Annotated in this window: 15 protein-coding genes; 1 reads left to right on the top strand and 14 read right to left on the bottom strand. The window is 47.2% G+C overall.

The window, feature by feature from the left end:
• Positions 1-157: 157 nt before the first annotated feature.
• Together CBF27_RS03355 and CBF27_RS03350 are read right to left on the bottom strand one after the other, a co-directional pair.
• Positions 158-838 carry an AroM family protein gene (locus tag CBF27_RS03355; protein ID WP_170174989.1) on the bottom strand — a complete coding sequence of 227 codons (681 nt, stop codon included), beginning with the start codon at positions 836-838 and terminating at the stop codon, positions 158-160.
• Positions 828-1,775: a DUF1177 domain-containing protein gene (locus CBF27_RS03350; protein WP_126812418.1), complete on the bottom strand. Its 948-nt coding sequence runs from the start codon at positions 1,773-1,775 to the stop codon at positions 828-830. Before CBF27_RS03350 ends, CBF27_RS03355 begins: the two co-directional genes overlap by 11 nt.
• Positions 1,776-1,874: 99 nt before the next feature.
• On the opposite strand from CBF27_RS03350, the gene CBF27_RS03345 reads away from it, so the two are divergent.
• Positions 1,875-2,672 carry an IclR family transcriptional regulator gene (locus tag CBF27_RS03345; RefSeq protein WP_126812417.1) on the top strand — a complete coding sequence of 266 codons (798 nt, stop codon included), beginning with the start codon at positions 1,875-1,877 and terminating at the stop codon, positions 2,670-2,672.
• On the opposite strand, the gene CBF27_RS03340 is transcribed toward CBF27_RS03345, so the two are convergent.
• From CBF27_RS03340 to gatC, 12 genes are all read right to left on the bottom strand, one after another.
• Positions 2,669-4,633 (bottom strand): S9 family peptidase, encoded by a 1,965-nt coding sequence (locus tag CBF27_RS03340; protein ID WP_126812415.1) that lies wholly within the window; start codon positions 4,631-4,633, stop codon positions 2,669-2,671. The two genes, CBF27_RS03345 and CBF27_RS03340, sit on opposite strands and share 4 nt — an antisense overlap.
• 10 nt (positions 4,634-4,643) lie before the next feature.
• Positions 4,644-5,894: a M20 family metallopeptidase gene (locus tag CBF27_RS03335; RefSeq protein ID WP_126812412.1), complete on the bottom strand. Its 1,251-nt coding sequence runs from the start codon at positions 5,892-5,894 to the stop codon at positions 4,644-4,646.
• A gap of 15 nt (positions 5,895-5,909) precedes the next feature.
• The gene (locus tag CBF27_RS03330) at positions 5,910-6,713 is read right to left on the bottom strand and encodes an ABC transporter ATP-binding protein (protein ID WP_126812410.1); all 804 of its coding nucleotides are present in this window, start codon (positions 6,711-6,713) and stop codon (positions 5,910-5,912) included.
• Positions 6,714-6,727: 14 nt separating this feature from the next.
• A complete protein-coding gene (locus CBF27_RS03325) occupies positions 6,728-7,738 on the bottom strand; it encodes an ABC transporter ATP-binding protein (RefSeq protein ID WP_126812408.1) in 1,011 nt (336 codons plus the stop codon).
• A gap of 23 nt (positions 7,739-7,761) precedes the next feature.
• Complete coding sequence (locus CBF27_RS03320; protein ID WP_126812406.1) at positions 7,762-8,625, bottom strand: ABC transporter permease; 864 nt, start codon at positions 8,623-8,625, stop codon at positions 7,762-7,764.
• Complete coding sequence (locus CBF27_RS03315; protein ID WP_126812404.1) at positions 8,625-9,581, bottom strand: ABC transporter permease; 957 nt, start codon at positions 9,579-9,581, stop codon at positions 8,625-8,627. Before CBF27_RS03315 ends, CBF27_RS03320 begins: the two co-directional genes overlap by 1 nt.
• Positions 9,582-9,722: 141 nt before the next feature.
• Positions 9,723-11,312 carry an ABC transporter substrate-binding protein gene (locus CBF27_RS03310; protein WP_126812402.1) on the bottom strand — a complete coding sequence of 530 codons (1,590 nt, stop codon included), beginning with the start codon at positions 11,310-11,312 and terminating at the stop codon, positions 9,723-9,725.
• A 194-nt stretch (positions 11,313-11,506) separates the two neighbouring features.
• Complete coding sequence (locus tag CBF27_RS03305) at positions 11,507-12,022, bottom strand: GNAT family N-acetyltransferase (RefSeq protein WP_126812400.1); 516 nt, start codon at positions 12,020-12,022, stop codon at positions 11,507-11,509.
• A gap of 167 nt (positions 12,023-12,189) precedes the next feature.
• A complete protein-coding gene (locus tag CBF27_RS03300; protein ID WP_126812398.1) occupies positions 12,190-13,218 on the bottom strand; it encodes a diacylglycerol kinase in 1,029 nt (342 codons plus the stop codon).
• 26 nt (positions 13,219-13,244) lie between these two features.
• Entirely contained in the window at positions 13,245-14,675 is a 1,431-nt protein-coding gene (gene gatB / locus CBF27_RS03295; RefSeq protein ID WP_126812396.1) for an Asp-tRNA(Asn)/Glu-tRNA(Gln) amidotransferase subunit GatB, read from the bottom strand.
• The gene (gene gatA / locus CBF27_RS03290) at positions 14,672-16,144 is read right to left on the bottom strand and encodes an Asp-tRNA(Asn)/Glu-tRNA(Gln) amidotransferase subunit GatA (RefSeq protein ID WP_126812394.1); all 1,473 of its coding nucleotides are present in this window, start codon (positions 16,142-16,144) and stop codon (positions 14,672-14,674) included. Before gatA ends, gatB begins: the two co-directional genes overlap by 4 nt.
• Positions 16,144-16,449: an Asp-tRNA(Asn)/Glu-tRNA(Gln) amidotransferase subunit GatC gene (gene gatC, locus CBF27_RS03285; protein WP_126812392.1), complete on the bottom strand. Its 306-nt coding sequence runs from the start codon at positions 16,447-16,449 to the stop codon at positions 16,144-16,146. The genes gatA and gatC overlap by 1 nt, the downstream gene beginning before the upstream one ends.

Raw genomic sequence — 16,449 nt, 5'->3', positions numbered from 1 at the left:
TCAACTAGCAATAAAATGTTTAGACGATTAGATATAAATTGTTCTTTTATTAATTGAATTCTCATTTTCAACACAACTATAGCCGGTTGAACGTATACAAAAAAAAGAATTGGTATGCCGTTATTACAGACCGGCACACACAATTCCGTTTTACCCATCAAACAGTCAGCATCTTAGCGAGCAGGGACGCCGTAAATTCATTGGACAAGACTACCGGCAATCCGGTGTCAGCCATCAATCTTTTTTTCAAAGCGGGCGGATATCCCATACAGTCAAGCAGCACAAGCTGGCAGTTCTCATCTCTGAAGTATGCTGCCACATTTGAAACATCATTGTCCGTATACGCCTCGTAAGGCGACAGACAATCATAGACCACCCGGGAGATCCCTGTAAATTTAGAAGAGATACCGGGAATCTGTTCGGCTAGCGGCACCAAAACACCCAGCGTGTACTGCCCGCGGTTTATTTTTGCCAATATGCCGGCAATCAGACTGTCCGGTTCAATCAACAAGCTGCGGGTCGTCACGATTTCCGGAAAGGTCCCCGTGCACAATAGCCAGATAAATTCACAGCCGTCATTTTCCAGTCTGGTCAACTCTTTCTGCAGCAATGGCAGCAGGCGCTCGCGCGACAACAGCACAGAGCTGCCGTCTCTCAACCGGCTCGTCAGCACGTCTTCCCCCGAAGAAGGAGCTAACGCTAAAATATCTGCCGGCGGCACATCATCCAAAACACCGGTATGCACATAATCCGTGATACCGAGTATCTCTCCAATCGCCGGCATAATATCGGACCGCGGCGCCTGGCCGATAGTCACTATCCCGAGTCTATGCGTCATCGGCTGTTCTCCCTTGCGTCTGGAGTATCTTAAAACTGCCGTATAAATGCTGGAGACGATTGAATTCCGACTCATCATACAACCGGCAGACTCCCCGGCCGAACTCTTTGGCTACTTCCACAGAAAAACGGACCGCCGAAGCCATATCTATTTCATGACTTGCGCCTGTACCGCATCCCGGGACCGCACTTTCCGCCGTGATGGCAACACCGACGACAGGGGCATCTGTTGCCACTGCAGGTTGTAAAATAGAATTGATATGATACACGTCATTGCCGTACGGTGTAATATCCTGCATGGTGACCGGAAATGTTTTCGCCAGACTGCCGGTAGTCATTTCCATAATCCGGACTAAATCCGGACTGACACGCAAAATATACCCAGCCTTGACCGTCGGTGAAATCGCAATACCTTTATGGTTGATTATGTTATTTCCCTTGGTCGTATCAATTGATAAAATGGCATCCATCTCGGCAGACACTTCGTGTTGATTCATCGTCAAAATATCAACCGGCGAGCCCATGAAATCAACAGGTTCATGTTTTTCAGTCGGCGCATCTGGGCAGATATGCGTCGCAACTATCACATCGCCTGCGAGCAAATCACCTTTGGCCCGCATGTCGCATAATTTTAGTGCCGCGGCGAGCGCGGATACCGCACCGTCCGCATCTGAAACCATGCCGATGCGTGACGGACGGGCACCGATGCCGCCCAGTCTGCCGACAATCCCTAAGGTCGGCGACTGTCCGCCTGAAGTTTTTCCTGACGTGCCGGGAATCAAGAGCTGAATGAAATCAGTGAAACCTTTGGCGCCATCGACCCGTTTGACGGAAACAGCAACATCGGAAAACGCTGCGAACAATTCTTTCACAGCCGCACCAGTCACAGCCGCCGCATCCAATACATCCATTACTTCGATTACTTGTTTCAGTACCACTGACATCTCACCTTTTTTAAATTTATTTGTGTTATCAAACACATTGACAGACCTTTGCAATTCCTATAATCTCTTTGTATAAGCTAAGGAGGAGAAACCATGTTGAAAACGTTGAATCAGGCGCTGCAAGTCCTGAATCTTTTTACGAGAGAAACGCCAGTATGGAGTGCAAGAGAAATCGCCGACCATCTGGACTTAAATCAAATCACGGTCTACCGAATATTAGAAACATTTGTCAATAATCAATTCCTGACAAAAAATAATAAAACAAAACAATACCAAATCGATGCGTCTTTGGCCCGGTTTGGTCATTTGTCGTTCGAGCGCTACAATGTGGCTGCGATTGTCCAGCCCATCCTCTATCATTTGATGAAACAAAGCGGTGAATCTGTTTACTTAACCAAGCAGACTGATTTACATGCTGTCACCATCGATGCGTTCGAACCTGAAAACAAAGTCAGCTTTGCGGTTCCCCTTAACCAGTCCATGCCGCTCTATGCTGGTGCTTCGTACTGGTCAATCTTGGCATTTTTGAATCCGGCAGACATTCAGGAAGTCCTGAACACCCCTTTTGACGAATTGCTTGACCCGCAGGCACTGACCGCAGAGCAGCTGGAGGAGCAGTTGGCACATGTCCGCAAGCACGGGTGGTGCGTCAGTCAGGAACTGGTGACTCCTGAGGTAACAGCCATCGCTGCGCCCGTTTTTTCAGCTCAGCAAGTCATCGGCTCACTGACCATCGCCAAACCGATTTACCGAACACAAGAATCCGATATTCAACCCCTTGGCGAACTGGTCCGCTCCAAAGCACAGCAGATTTCGGTCGAACTGACTAAACACGGCCAATCTTTTGACTACTACAGCTTTTTTAAAGAAAATATGACTAAAATCGATTAACTGTTTCGATAAAAAGCAAACCACTTCATCATTTCTTCCAGTCTGATCCGGCGCAGCTGCGGCAGACCGCTGCGGGACAAATCGTGGTCGGACTGGTCGAAGCGGATAAAAGCGGCGTCTTTTCCTAAGTATTTCAGTGCCGCATACCACTGCTCCGCCTGCTCCATCGGACACCGGTCGTCTTGTTCCGAATGCATAATCAACACCGGTGTATTGACCTGTGCGACATAAGCCAACGGTGATTTTTGCCACAAAATATCCGCCTTTAAAATATCCGCCTTATTCTCCTCGACAAAAAAATGATACCCGATATCGCTTGTTCCCACCATACTGACAAAATTCGACATGGAACGCTGTGTCACAGCCGCTTTAAACATATCGCTGTGGCAAATCATCCAGTTGACCATAAAACCGCCGTAACTGCCGCCTGTCACAAACAGATTATCTGCGTCCAGCATCCTGTACTCTGCCAAAACTTCATGAACAGCTGTCATCATATCCGTATAATCTTCTTCGCCGTATCTGCCCAGCACACCGTCCAAATGCTGCTGGCCGTAACCGAAACTGCCCCGGGGATTGACCAGCAAAACGGCGTATCCTGCACCCGCCATCATCTGCACTTCATGATGGAATGTTGTGGCGTGCATCGTGTAAGGGCCGCCGTGGATGTTCACGATTAGCGGTATTTTGGCTGTTTTGTTGTCAGATGGCAGCACAAGATAGCCGGGAATACGTCCGCCGTCTTTTGCCCGATATTCGACCGGCTGGTAGTCGGCAGTTGCCATTTCGGCAAGTGGCTTGTTTGGGTCGACTAATACATGCTTCTCGCCGCTTTCGGTATGCAGCTGCACGATACGCGAAGGAACACCGGGAGTGCTCTCGCAAAACAGCAGCTCCTTTTCACTAGGATGGACCGTAAAATCGGTGATGTGATGAGCTCCCGGTGTCAATTCTTCAAACACGCCTGTGTCAGGGACAAGTTTAAAAATGGATACTCTGCCTTCCAATGAAACAAGTGTGTAAAAGCACTGGTCAGCCGGGGACCATTGAAGCAGCGGGTTTGACTCGCCGGCCTTAATATCGCTGACAGCGAAATCACTGACTTGGCAGTCAAACCGGCCAGTCATATTTTGCAGTGTCCGATTTGCTGTATCATAAAGGAACACACAGAACTGATTAATCGTCTGATATGGTTTATCTGAGCCGACTGCTGCCAAGTAGCGCTGGTTGTCCGACCAAGTCGGTTCGCCGAAACAGCCGGCTGATATTTCCGATAACAGTAATGTTTCAGAAAAATCAGTCAAATCCACTTTAAAAAGCAGCGTATCCTGATTGAAGGGGTCTGCTTCATCTGCCGGTTTTTCAACAATCAGCGCAGAGCCGTCCGGCACCACTGTCCAAGCTTTTTTAAGTCCGTAACCGAGACTGTACGTGCAGACTTCACACCCCTGTTTTTTATCTATGTGCTGCATGACAACGACTTGACGCCTGTCATCGCTCAATAGGCCTTTGCCATTGCTCAAATAATCAAGCCGCCGGGTCACAAACACATTGTCAGCGATAAACGACGAACGCTCTGTCCGCTCTGTCCCGTAAAAAAAATGCACATCATCGACATGCCACGCGACTTGCGCGACATCAGCGTCTTCAAAGGTCAGCTGCTTTTCCTCGCGGCTATCGACATCAAACACATACACCTGATTAGTCCCCGTCCGATTTGAAATAAATAAAAAAGAGTTCCCTGCGGCATTCCAGACCGGAAGGGTATTTTTACTCGGATGGGACACAAGAGATTCTTGCGTCCCAGTTTCAAGATTGTATAGCATAATACGGGACCGGTAAACGTTTTCCCGCTCGCAAATACGGTTGGTCACATACAAAAAACACGAGCCGTCCGGATGATAAACTGGTGTCGCCACTGTTTCAATTAAAAATAAATCAGCCATGGTCACTTTATCCATATCGCAGCCCTCACTTCACATCAAGAAAATCGACTGCAGTCAGAACATATACTTTGGCACAATTGATGACATTGGACACCTGTACCTTTTCGTCAATGCCGTGAATCGTTTCCAGTTCCGCCGGCCCATACTGCAACACAGGAATATCATGCTCCCTGAAATGACGTGCATCGCTGCAGGCCCACTGCAAAACACCATAAGCTTCTTTACCAAGCACCGCAGAAATGTTGTCAACAACGGCTCTGCAGATCGGGTCATCGGCAGGAGTATAGTTGGCTGAACTTTTGAAGCCGAACGGTTTTATCTGATAATCAATGCCCAACTGTTCCAGCTCGCGGTGAATGTAAGCCATCGTATCGTCATACGTGGTGCCGAACGGCAGCCGGCAGTCGACAGCCACTTCACAACTGTCAGGAACGACATTGGCGCTCGTGCCCCCTTCAATTGTTCCGATATTGCACGTTATTTTCTCAAAAATGCCTGTCGTGACAGCCCGTTCATTTTCTACGAGGTAGCGATTGGACACCGACAAAAGCTGGGTCAATTCTTCCGGCGGCGACAGCTCAATATCTGTCACTGTACGAATCCGTTCGATGGCCCGGATAGCATCTATAATCGCGTTAGTTCCGACAAATGGCGCCAAACTCCCGTGTGCAGGAACACCATTGACAGTCAATGTGAACCAGCAGGACCCTTTTTGACCGATAGTCGGATTTAGTTCGCTGGACGGTTCTGCTATCAGGCAGCCGTCTCCCTCGATCAGTTTATTCTCCAGAAGCCAAGGTACGCCGTATTCGCCACCGCTCTCTTCATCAGGCACAACTGCCAGAGTCAGCTCTCCCGGCAATGGAATCTCATAGCGTTTTAAAAGAACCATGGTGAAAATTAGACCGGCCAGACCGGCTTTCATATCGCTGGCACCTCGTCCCAACAAATAGCCGTCTTTGATATCGCCCGAAAACGGCGGAAACGACCATTTGTCAAAATCGCCGACCGGCACAGTATCCGAGTGGCCGCAATAAATAAGTTTTTTGCCGCCGCTTTTGCCGATTGACGCAACAATATTGAAGCGGTGCTTATCAGATTCATAGACAGTCGATTCGATGCCGTTCTTTTTCAGATACTCAACGATAAACGACGTGATTTGACGGGTATCGCCTTCCGGATTTTCGCTCGGTATCCGCAGAAGGTCGGCACAAAGAGCAACCAGTTCATCTTGGTGTTTGTCAACCAGTGCGAGTAATTGTTGTTTATCCAGCATGTATATTATTCTCCTTTATTCATATATTGGTTTTGGGATAGCCGCCAGCAGTTTTCGCGTGTACTGATCTTTAGGGGCGCCGTAGACCTCATCGGACGGGCCGGATTCAACCACTTCGCCCATATTCATCACTGCAATCCGGTCGCAAAAATAACGCACGACATTCAAGTCATGGGAAATGAAAAGATACGTCAGGTGATTAGTCTGCTGCAAGTCCAACAACAGGTTTAATATTTGCGCCTGAATCGAAACATCCAATGCTGAGACCGGTTCGTCGCAAATGATAATCTTAGGCTGTAAAATCAGCGCCCTTGCGATATTCAGACGTTGGCACTGGCCGCCTGAAAACTCATGGGGATACCGAGCGGCGTGGGCTTTTTGCAGACCGACTTGCTCGAGCACGTCGAACACCATCTGTTCGCGTTCGCTTTTCGTTCCGATATGATGGATCGCCAGCGGCTCAGCCAGCAGTTGGAAAACACGCTTCCTCGGGTCAAGCGAGGCATAAGGGTCTTGAAATATCATTTGAATGTCTCTGCGGACAGCCGTCAACTGCTCTTTAGTAAAATTGGTGATATCCTCCCCTTTAAACAGGACCCGGCCGGCTGTCGGCTTAATCAAACACGTTAACAGCCGGGCCAGTGTCGACTTGCCGCAGCCCGATTCTCCGACAATACCCAGTGTTTCACCTTCATAAACGCCAAGAGACACATGATTGACAGCTTTCAGTACGTCACGCTGACCGCCGAAGAAAAATTTTTTTTGGAGTGTGAATGTCTTACTGAGCTGTTTTGCTTCCAGTAAATATGACCGTGTCATTTTGCCACTTCCTTTCATTGATCGCCGCCGGTCTCTTTCAGCCGGAAATTTTTATAGCAGGTGCAGCGCACAAAGTGACCGGGCTCTACTTCTCTCAATTGCGGATTTTTTTCGTGTGCCTCCTCCGGTATCCACGGAATCCGGGTGGAAAAACGGCAGATACCTTTGGGAATATCTGCCAGACTCGGCACATTTCCCTCAATCGTCGGCAAACGTCCTGCCGACTTATTTGCCTTGGGAATGGCATCTATCAATAAGCGTGTGTACGGATGCAGCGGATGATGGAACACCTGCTCTTTCGAACCGGATTCCACCACCTCCCCGGCATACATAATCACCACATCATCTGCGATTTCCGCAATCACTTCCAAATCATGGGTGATAAAAATGATGCTGGTATGAATCTTCATCTGCAACTCCTGCAACAAATCAATGATTTGTTTCTGGACTGTTACATCCAGTGCCGTTGTCGGCTCGTCTGCAATAATCAAAGACGGAATGGATGAGATGGCCATTGCAATCATCACACGCTGCCGCATACCTCCTGAAAATTCATGCGGATATAATTTGAGCCGTTTTTCCGGTTCTTTGATGCCGACCAGTCCGAGCAGTCTGACTGCTTCATCACGAGCCTGTTTTTTAGTCATTTTTTGATGCAGACGAATCGCCTCAATCAACTGATTTTCAATAGTAAACACAGGGTTTAAACTAGTCATCGGGTCCTGAAAAATCATGGCGATTTCATTGCCCCGTATTTTCCGGAGTTCCTTCTCATTCAGCGTCAACAAATCCTGATTGTTATACATGATTTTGCCTTCCGGAACTCTGGCATTCGCCGGCAAAAGCTGCAAAATCGTTGACACCGTCACACTTTTACCTGAGCCGGACTCACCGACGATGCCGAGCGTTTTGCCTTTTCTGACAGTCAAACTGACATCATCGACTGAACGCAGACTGACGTTATCGCTTATAAATTCAACAGATAAGTTTTCTATGGTTAACAATGTTTCATCTGATGGCGCCATTGTTTTGTCCTCCTTTACCACTCTTAAATCCTCGTTTTCGGATCCAGCGCATCCCGCAAACCGTCACCAAAAATATTTAAGCCTAATACGGAAAGTAAAATTGCCAATCCTGAAAACACTGCTATGTGCGGGGCAACAATCAAGAAATCCTTCCCTTCTTTCAGGATATTGCCCCAAGAAGCGGTCGGCGGCTGGATACCCAACCCGAGAAAACTCAATGCCGCCTCTGAAATAATGGCGCCGGCCACACTCATCGTTGCATAAACAATGAGCGGTGTCAGACAATTCGGCAGGATGTGATTGAATAAAATCCGCCAATTACTCGCGCCGAGGGACTCCGTGACTTCAATGAACAGTTCCTCTTTCACACTCAGTACCTGTCCGCGGATCATGCGCGCAAACCCCGGGACATTACCGATTCCGACAGCAATAATCGTGTTGGTCAATCCTGTGCCCAGTACAGTCATCAATGTGATGGCCAACAAAATAAACGGAAATGCCGCCAATGCATCCATCAGCCGCATAATGACTGAATCCAGCAGTCCCCCGAAATAGCCGGCTACCAATCCCAGTAAAATGCCGACCGCCGCACCGACAGCCACCGCACCGAGTCCGACAATCAATGAAATACGGGCACCGTAGATGATTCTGCTGAACAAGTCGCGACCGTAATTGTCTGTTCCCATCAGATAGCCTTCCTGACCGGGTTTTAAAAGCGCTAAATCGGCGGCCATCTCATTCGGGTCTCTGGGAGCCAAAACAGGTGCAAGCAAGGCGACTATCATCATCAGCGTGATAATCAGCAGGCCGATGACGGCAAGTTTATTTTGCAATATTTTTTTGACAAAAATCTTTGTCAGGCTTGGAGCTTCTTTCACTTGCGCCATTATTTCTCCACCTTTCCAAGCTGGACTTTCGGATTAACGACTCTGTAAAGCAGATCAACCAGCAAATTAATCAAAACAAAAAGCAGTGCGAGAAATAAAACAGTCCCTTGAACGACAACAAAATCCCGCTTATTAATCGCGTCCACAATCAGACGGCCCATGCCGGGCCAGCTGTAGATCGTCTCCGTCAGGACTGCCCCGCCGAGCATCGAAGAAATCTGCATGCCGATAACTGTCAAAATAGGAGTCATGGCGTTCTTCAAAGCATGTTTCGCGATAACCATAAAACTGCTTAAACCTTTAGCTTTCGCCGTTTTAATGTAGTTGGACTCCAGCACATCGAGCATACTTGAGCGCGTTATCCGCGAAAAAGTCGCCATAGGAATCGTCGACAACGTGACGCCGGGCAAAATCAAATGACGCATGTAGACTCCCAGACCGTCATCTAAATTGCCGATGCCGGTCGAAGGCAGCCAGCCCAATTTGACACTGAACAGCAGTACCAGCATCAGACCGAGCCAGAAGACAGGAATCGACACCCCGACTAAGGAAACAACCGTGAACACATAATCAAGAATACTTCCCTTCTTTACTGCCGAGATAATTCCCGATACAATACCGACAATTAATGCAATGATGAGTGCAAAAACAGTTAAAATGATGGTATTCGGAAACCGCTCGCTGATCAGTTCCACCACAGGGCGCTTGTATGCTAAAGAATAACCTAAATCAAACCGGAGCAGGTCCTGAATATAGTGTGCGAATTGCGTAGTTTTTGGCTGGTTCAACCCCAGCTGTTCTCTAAGATTCGCAACTTCTTCTACGCTTGCCTGGGGACCGAGCATCGTACTTGCCGGGTCGCCGGGTATCATGCGGGTCACAGCAAATACAATCAGTGCAACTAAAAACAGCGTCGGCAGCAAGTCAAGCAAGCGTCTGGCGATATATTTTAACACGTGAAAACACCCTTTCTATAAAACAAAAGCATATATTAGTCTGAAACTGCCGACAGAACCGCAAGAAGAGCGGGCTGTCGGCTGTTCATTCTTTTATAGAACGGATATTCCATAAAAACCAGCTAATATATGCTAAAGAACTTAGTCTTCCAGACTGACATTCGTCTCATTGGTGACGAGATAGATTGAATTGTCAGGTCTGACGTTGTAGCCTTTGACTTTTTTGCTCAGACCGACAATAATGTCCTGGTCATATAAATCAAGGTGAGGCAAATCATCGGTAATAATGTCAAGCGCTTCTTCGTAAATGGCGGCCCGTTCCTTTTCATCAGTTGTTGTGCTTGTCGCTTTAAGCAGCAACTCGTCGACTTTCGGATTGTTGTAGCCTCCGCCATTTCCCAGCGAACCGATTTGTTTGGAATCAAACAGCTGGTACAAGAAGAAGTCAGGGTCCGGATACCAGCTCCACCCCATGATATAGAGCGGTGCTTTCCCGCTGGAGACAGTGTCGCTGAATGTGCCCCATTCAACGGCTTTAATTGAAATATTGATGCCGATTTTTTCCATCTGGTTTTGCACGATTGTGGCAGCTGCCACCCGTGCCTCACTGGTATAAAGTTCAATGTCGAACCCGTCAGGATAACCAGCATCGGCCAGCAGTTTTTTCGCTTCGTCCACATTCGGACCGCCCTGCTCCTTCACTTTCTGCGCTACTTTTTCGGAATAACCCCATGAACTTCTAGGAAGCGGCAAATAAGCTGTTTTGGCTTCACCGTATTTATAAAATCCTTTCAGCAGTTCGTCTTTATCCAGCGCCAAGTTCATTGCCTGACGGACCTTCAAATCCTTTGTCGGTCCCTCGGTTACATTGAATGACAAGTAGCCAATCGACAAACCGTTCACTTTTTCTAACACTAGATTATCGTTTTTCTCTATCAATTCGACATTTTGTCCGCTGATGTCTGTCGCTACATCAATGTCTCCTGATTGCAGCGCATTTCCCATCATGTTTTTGTCCGTGATAAAACTGAATTTGACTCCCGAAAGATTCGGTGTTGTCAGCCAGTAATCATCATTTCTGACTAACTGGACATAATCATCCGTCAGCCATTCTTTGAAGACAAACGGCCCGGTTCCCACCGGATTTTGCCCAAATTTATCGCCCCAGCCTTCCACTTCTTCATGTGGAACGATGACGTTCCCCATGTCAGTGAGCATCGCCAGAAACGCTGCATATGGCTGCTCCAGTTCAATCGACAACTCGGTATCACTGATGACAGTTATTTCTTTGACATTTCTCAGTCTGTTTAAAGCTGACTCATTCAATGACCTTTCTAAAGAATATTTGACATCGTCAGCCACCATTTTCCGGCCATCCTGATATTTTCCCTTATGAAAATGGACATCTTCACGCAATTTAAACGTATACGTCTGCATATCTTTTGAAATAGTCCAGCTTTCAGCTAATTCAGGTACAATTTCCTGCATATCTTTATCATAGCTGACAAGCGTGTTGAAAACACTGCGCATAATATTTGATTCATACACAGCGGTATATGAAATCGGGTCCAACGAAGCAATGCTCGAAGACAAAGCAATTTTTAATTCGCCGCCTCCTGACGCGTCCTTCTTACCATCTTTTCCACCTGAATCCCCTCCACCAGAACCACAGGCTGCCAATAAAAACAGAGCAGCCACCGAGACTAGAAACAGAGCTAGTTTCTTTTTCACATCAGTTCCTCCTTTTTCATAATGAGAAATAAAATTTCACATAGTGTAATTATTAGAATTTTATCAGTTTTCTAATCGTTTTACAACCGTATTATCATAATTTTTTTAATTAGCGGGCGATTGCAAGTTTTTTCAAATGGAAATACGCGGGAATGTTTGGCGGACAAATGATGAAAATAAACGTCAGAAAAGGGTTATTCGGGCAGCAATTGTTTTGACAGGTACAGTACCAGACTGTCGTCATTAATACAAGGAGCATTTACAGGAAGCAGCTTTTCTTGATACCAGAGTCCGGAACCATCTGGAATGTAGCCGCGTTTGACATATAGTCTTTGTGCAGGTCCATAACCCGGGTGCATCCCGACTCCTAATGTCACAACATCAGAAAATCGGGAAACGATTGCTTCACACTGCTCCATGATTTGATTGCCGATTCCTTTCCGCTGATAGTTAATAAATACATTGAAATCAGCGATTTCCGGGTAGCCGCTGCCGCGGAACGGGCCATTTTCCGGCTCTTTCATGATTGTCGCATAACCGGCAAGCTGCTGGTTACACTCTGCAATGACCACATGACGGCTGCCTTCCTGCTGTTCACGATAGTATCTTTCAAACAAACTTTTGTCTCTTTCCCATTCCTGCATGGCAAATGCTGCGTGCAGCGATTCGATGTCCTGAGCTGTCATAGACCGCATGACAAGTTTCGTCATTGGTGATTCCTCCTTTAAGCATTACGTTCATTTTGTTACGTTTAATATAATATAAAACAGAAAATTAAAAAATAAGCAAGCGGATAAACACAATACTTGCGCCAGAGAATTGCCAAAAAGCAATAAAAAAAGGAGCAGATTTCTCTACTCCTAAGCCCGACTATTGTTTAGCCTTCATTAACTTTGCCATCCCCGTCAATGTCTTCATGTGTCAGGACTTCTACTTCCTTGATAAATTTCGTGGTTGCCTCATCCAAATCAGCAGAAATGGCTGCTTCGGGAATGGCATCCAGATTAGCATATATTTCGATATGCTGCTTCAAATTAGTGAACGTCATTGGTGCATCGCCGCCGTAATCACCGTCAAGATTGATCATCATCCGGTAATTATCATCCAGCGTCTCCGCATAAAAACTGGATGTTTTTGTGTAAATAATCCGATTGTCGTCAACATGTTTACCGCCATTAATCATCAATGCAATCAAATGCATGATTTCGATGATATTGGCTGTTTTGACGATAATCAGCGAAAATTTCCCGTCATCCAGCTGAGCATCAGGTGAAATATACTCAAAACCGCCCATGGAATTCGTCAGGCCGAGAAAAAACATGGATGCTTTGCCGATGTATTCACCCTCATCATAAACCAGCTTCATGTTGATCGGCTTGACACGCGGCAGCATTTCAGCTCCTTTGACAAGATATGCCAAATAGCCAAACATGCTTTTCAGCTGGGACGGCACTTCATATGTCAGCTCCGTCAGGTAGCCGCCGGCAGCAATGTTCATAAAATATGTGTCATTTGCCTTGCCGATATCTGTTTTGATTGTTTTATTTTGCAAGACCACTTCTGCTGCTTTTAGTAAGTTATCCCTTGGAATGTGCAGTGCTCTGGCATAATCATTGGTAGTACCAGCCGGGATAATCGCCATTTTAGGGCGTCTGTCCTCCGGCAGGGGCGCAATCCCGTTGATAACTTCATTGATTGTACCGTCGCCGCCAGCAGCTACAACCAAGTCGAACCCGGCTTCTCCCGCCCGGTTCGCTTCTTTTTTAGCAGAAAAGGGGTCTGCAGTGGTGGCGAAAGCACTCGCTTCATATCCAGCTTGTTCCAGAATAGCCAAAATATCCGGCACATTTTTTTTGATAAGTTCTTTTCCTGATGTTGGATTATAAATTAACCGCGCTCTCTTCACACCAATACCTCCGTTTTCTCTTGACACTAACGTTTAGCCAGCTCTTCCTGGATTAATTTATTCACAACACCCGGGTTGGCTTTGCCTTTTGTGGCTTTCATAATTTGGCCGACTAGGAACCCGACAGCACGGTCTTTACCGTTTTTAAAGTCTTCCACTGACTGCTGATTGTTGTCAAGTACTTCTGAAATAATCGGCAGAAGCTGTGACGGGTCGGAAAGTTGCACCAGTCCTTTTTTCTCAACCACTTCTTTTGCATCGCCGCCGTGTTCAATCAACTCTTTGAAAACTTTTTTCGCTATTTTAGAGCTGATTGTACCGTCAGCAACCAGCTGAATCATGCCGGCCAGATTGTCCGGTGTCAGCTTCGTGTCATGCAGCTCAAGTTTTTCGCTGTTAAGATAGGCCGACACTTCACCCATCAGCCAGTTTGACACTTGTTTGGCATCTGCACCGTGAGCCAACGTTGCATCAAAGAAATCAGACATCTCCCGTGTCAGAGTCAAGACCATTGCGTCGTACTCAGGTAATCCTAATTCTTCGATATACCGTTTGCGGCGCGCCTGCGGCATTTCTGGCAATGTTTGACGGACCTCTTCTACCCACTCGTCGGAAATCTCAAAACGCGGAATATCCGGTTCCGGGAAGTAACGATAATCGCTTGAGCCTTCCTTTGTCCGCATCAACAGTGTTTCCCCGGTCACCTCATCAAAGCGGCGTGTTTCCTGCTGGATTTCTCCGCCTGACAGCAGTACACGTGCCTGGCGTTTTTCTTCATAAGCCAGACCGCGCTTGACGAAGTTTAAAGAATTCAAATTTTTCAGTTCTGTTTTTGTGCCGAATTCTTCTTGTCCGTAAGGGCGTAATGAAATATTCGCATCACAGCGCATGGAGCCTTCTTCCATTTTCACGTCACTGACACCGGTAAATTGGATGATTGAACGGACGGCTTCCAGATAAGCGTAAGCTTCTTCCGGCGAGCGCATGTCTGCTTCAGATACGATTTCGATGAGCGGAGTGCCTTGTCGGTTCAAGTCGACAAACGAATAGCCGTCTGTGCCGTGAACGTTCTTGCCGGCATCTTCTTCCAAATGCACCCGCTCGATTCGGATGCGCTTCGTTTCCCCGTCCACTTCGATATCCACCCAGCCGTCATGTCCGATCGGCTCATCAAACTGTGAAATTTGGTACGCTTTCGGGTTGTCAGGGTAGAAATAGTTCTTCCGGTCGAAATGAGTGTGCTGGGAAATCTGACAGTTCAGTGCCAGTGCTGCTTTCATCCCGAATTCCAGGGCGCGCTTGTTCATGACAGGCAGTACACCCGGGAAGCACCAGTCCACCACATTCGTGTTCGTATTCGGTTCTGCACCAAAATGTGCCGGCGAGGAAGAAAAGATTTTTGATTCCGTTTTTAATTCAACGTGAACCTCCAACCCGATTACTGTTTCAAAATTCATTCGTCTGTCCCTCCTAAAATTGCCGGTTTTTGTTTATGAAAATCTGTTGCTTGTTCAAAAGCATAAGCTGCCTGATACATTGTTGCTTCGTCAAAATGTTTGCCCATAAGCTGCAGGCCGACAGGCAGACCGCCCGCGAATCCGCATGGGATGGACATCCCCGGAATACCTGCCAAGTTGACTGGTATCGTCAAGATATCCCGCATGTAAGCTGTGACCGGATCATCCGCATCTTGCCCAAAATCAAAGGCAACTGTCGGCGATGTCGGCGAAATCAGCAAATCATACTCGTTGAATACGCGGTCAAAATCCTCTTTGATCAGCGTCCGGACTTGACCCGCCTTTTTGAAGTAAGCGTCGTAATAGCCGGAACTTAATGAGAAGGTCCCCAGCATGATACGGCGTTTGACTTCCGGTCCGAAACCTTCTGAACGTGACATGACATACACATCATCCAGTGTTTTGGCTTCCGGCGAGCGGTAGCCGTAGCGGATACCATCAAACCGCTGTAAATTAGACGACGCCTCAGACGACGCAATAATATAGTAAACTTCTACACCGTAAGTGGCATTCGGCAGACTCACTTCTTCCACTGTCGCGCCTAAACTGCGGTAAGTTTCAATCGCGTTCAGCACTGCCTGGCGAACTTCGGGCTGGATGCCCTCGCCCATAAATTCTTTCGGCACACCGATTTTTAAGCCTTTCACGCCTTCAGCAATGTTGGCTGTAAAATCAGGAACCGGCAAATTCGCACTTGTGCTGTCTTTCGGGTCGTGGCCGCACAGTGCTTTCAAAACCAATGCGTTGTCAAACACGTTGCGTGTCAATGGCCCGATTTGGTCCAGACTGGAGGCAAACGCAATCAGTCCGTAACGGGAAATGCGGCCGTAAGTCGGTTTCATGCCGACGATACCATTGAATGACGCAGGCTGGCGGATACTGCCGCCGGTGTCGCTTCCCAGTGAAACCGGTATTTGTCCGGCTGCAACAGCCGCTGCCGAACCGCCGGAAGAACCGCCGGGAACCTTTGATGTGTCCCACGCATTTTTGGTTTGTTTGAAATAAGATGTTTCCGTCGTGCCGCCCATGGCAAACTCGTCCATGTTTAATTTGCCGACAGGAATCATCCCGGCAGCATAAAGGTTTTCTATAACGGTTGCGTCATAAATCGGTTCAAAATTTTCAAGCATCCGGCTTGCAGCAGTTGTGCGCAGTCCGTTAGTCACGATGTTATCTTTTATACCAATCGGGATACCTGCAAGCACTGCGTCTTCTGAAATACCCGACTCATCAAGACGGGCTGCCTGTGCCAACGCTTTTTCTTCATTAATTGTGATAAAAGCACCGATAGTATCTTCTGTTTCCTTTATCCGGTCAAGTGTTGCACGCACAATGTCTGTGGCAGTGATTTCTTTGCTGACCAGTTTTTCATGTAATTCTGATAATGACAACTCATACAGCTTGCTCATTATGCACCAGCCTTTCCATTTTCCATGATTTCCGGCACTTTAATAAAGCCGTCTTCGGATTCCGGTACATTTTTCATCAGTAGTTCCCGGTCTGTTCCTTGGTCTGCGATGTCCTCACGCATCACATTTATATCAAGCAGGACATTCGATGTGAACGGCACACCTTCAGTGTCAACTGTTTCTAAACGGTCTACCATTTCGATGATTTTACCCATCTGGTTAGTAAACTGTTCCAATTCCTCCTCTTTAAATGACAACTTGGACAATGCCGCCACACGTTTGACTTCTTCTTTGCTAATTGCCAT

It is taken from the genome of Vagococcus acidifermentans (genome assembly GCF_003987655.1).
GTDB classification, from domain to species: domain Bacteria; phylum Bacillota; class Bacilli; order Lactobacillales; family Vagococcaceae; genus Vagococcus_B; species Vagococcus_B acidifermentans.
Note: the sequence above shows the minus strand (reverse complement) of the source record. Positions and strands in the feature narration are given on the sequence as shown.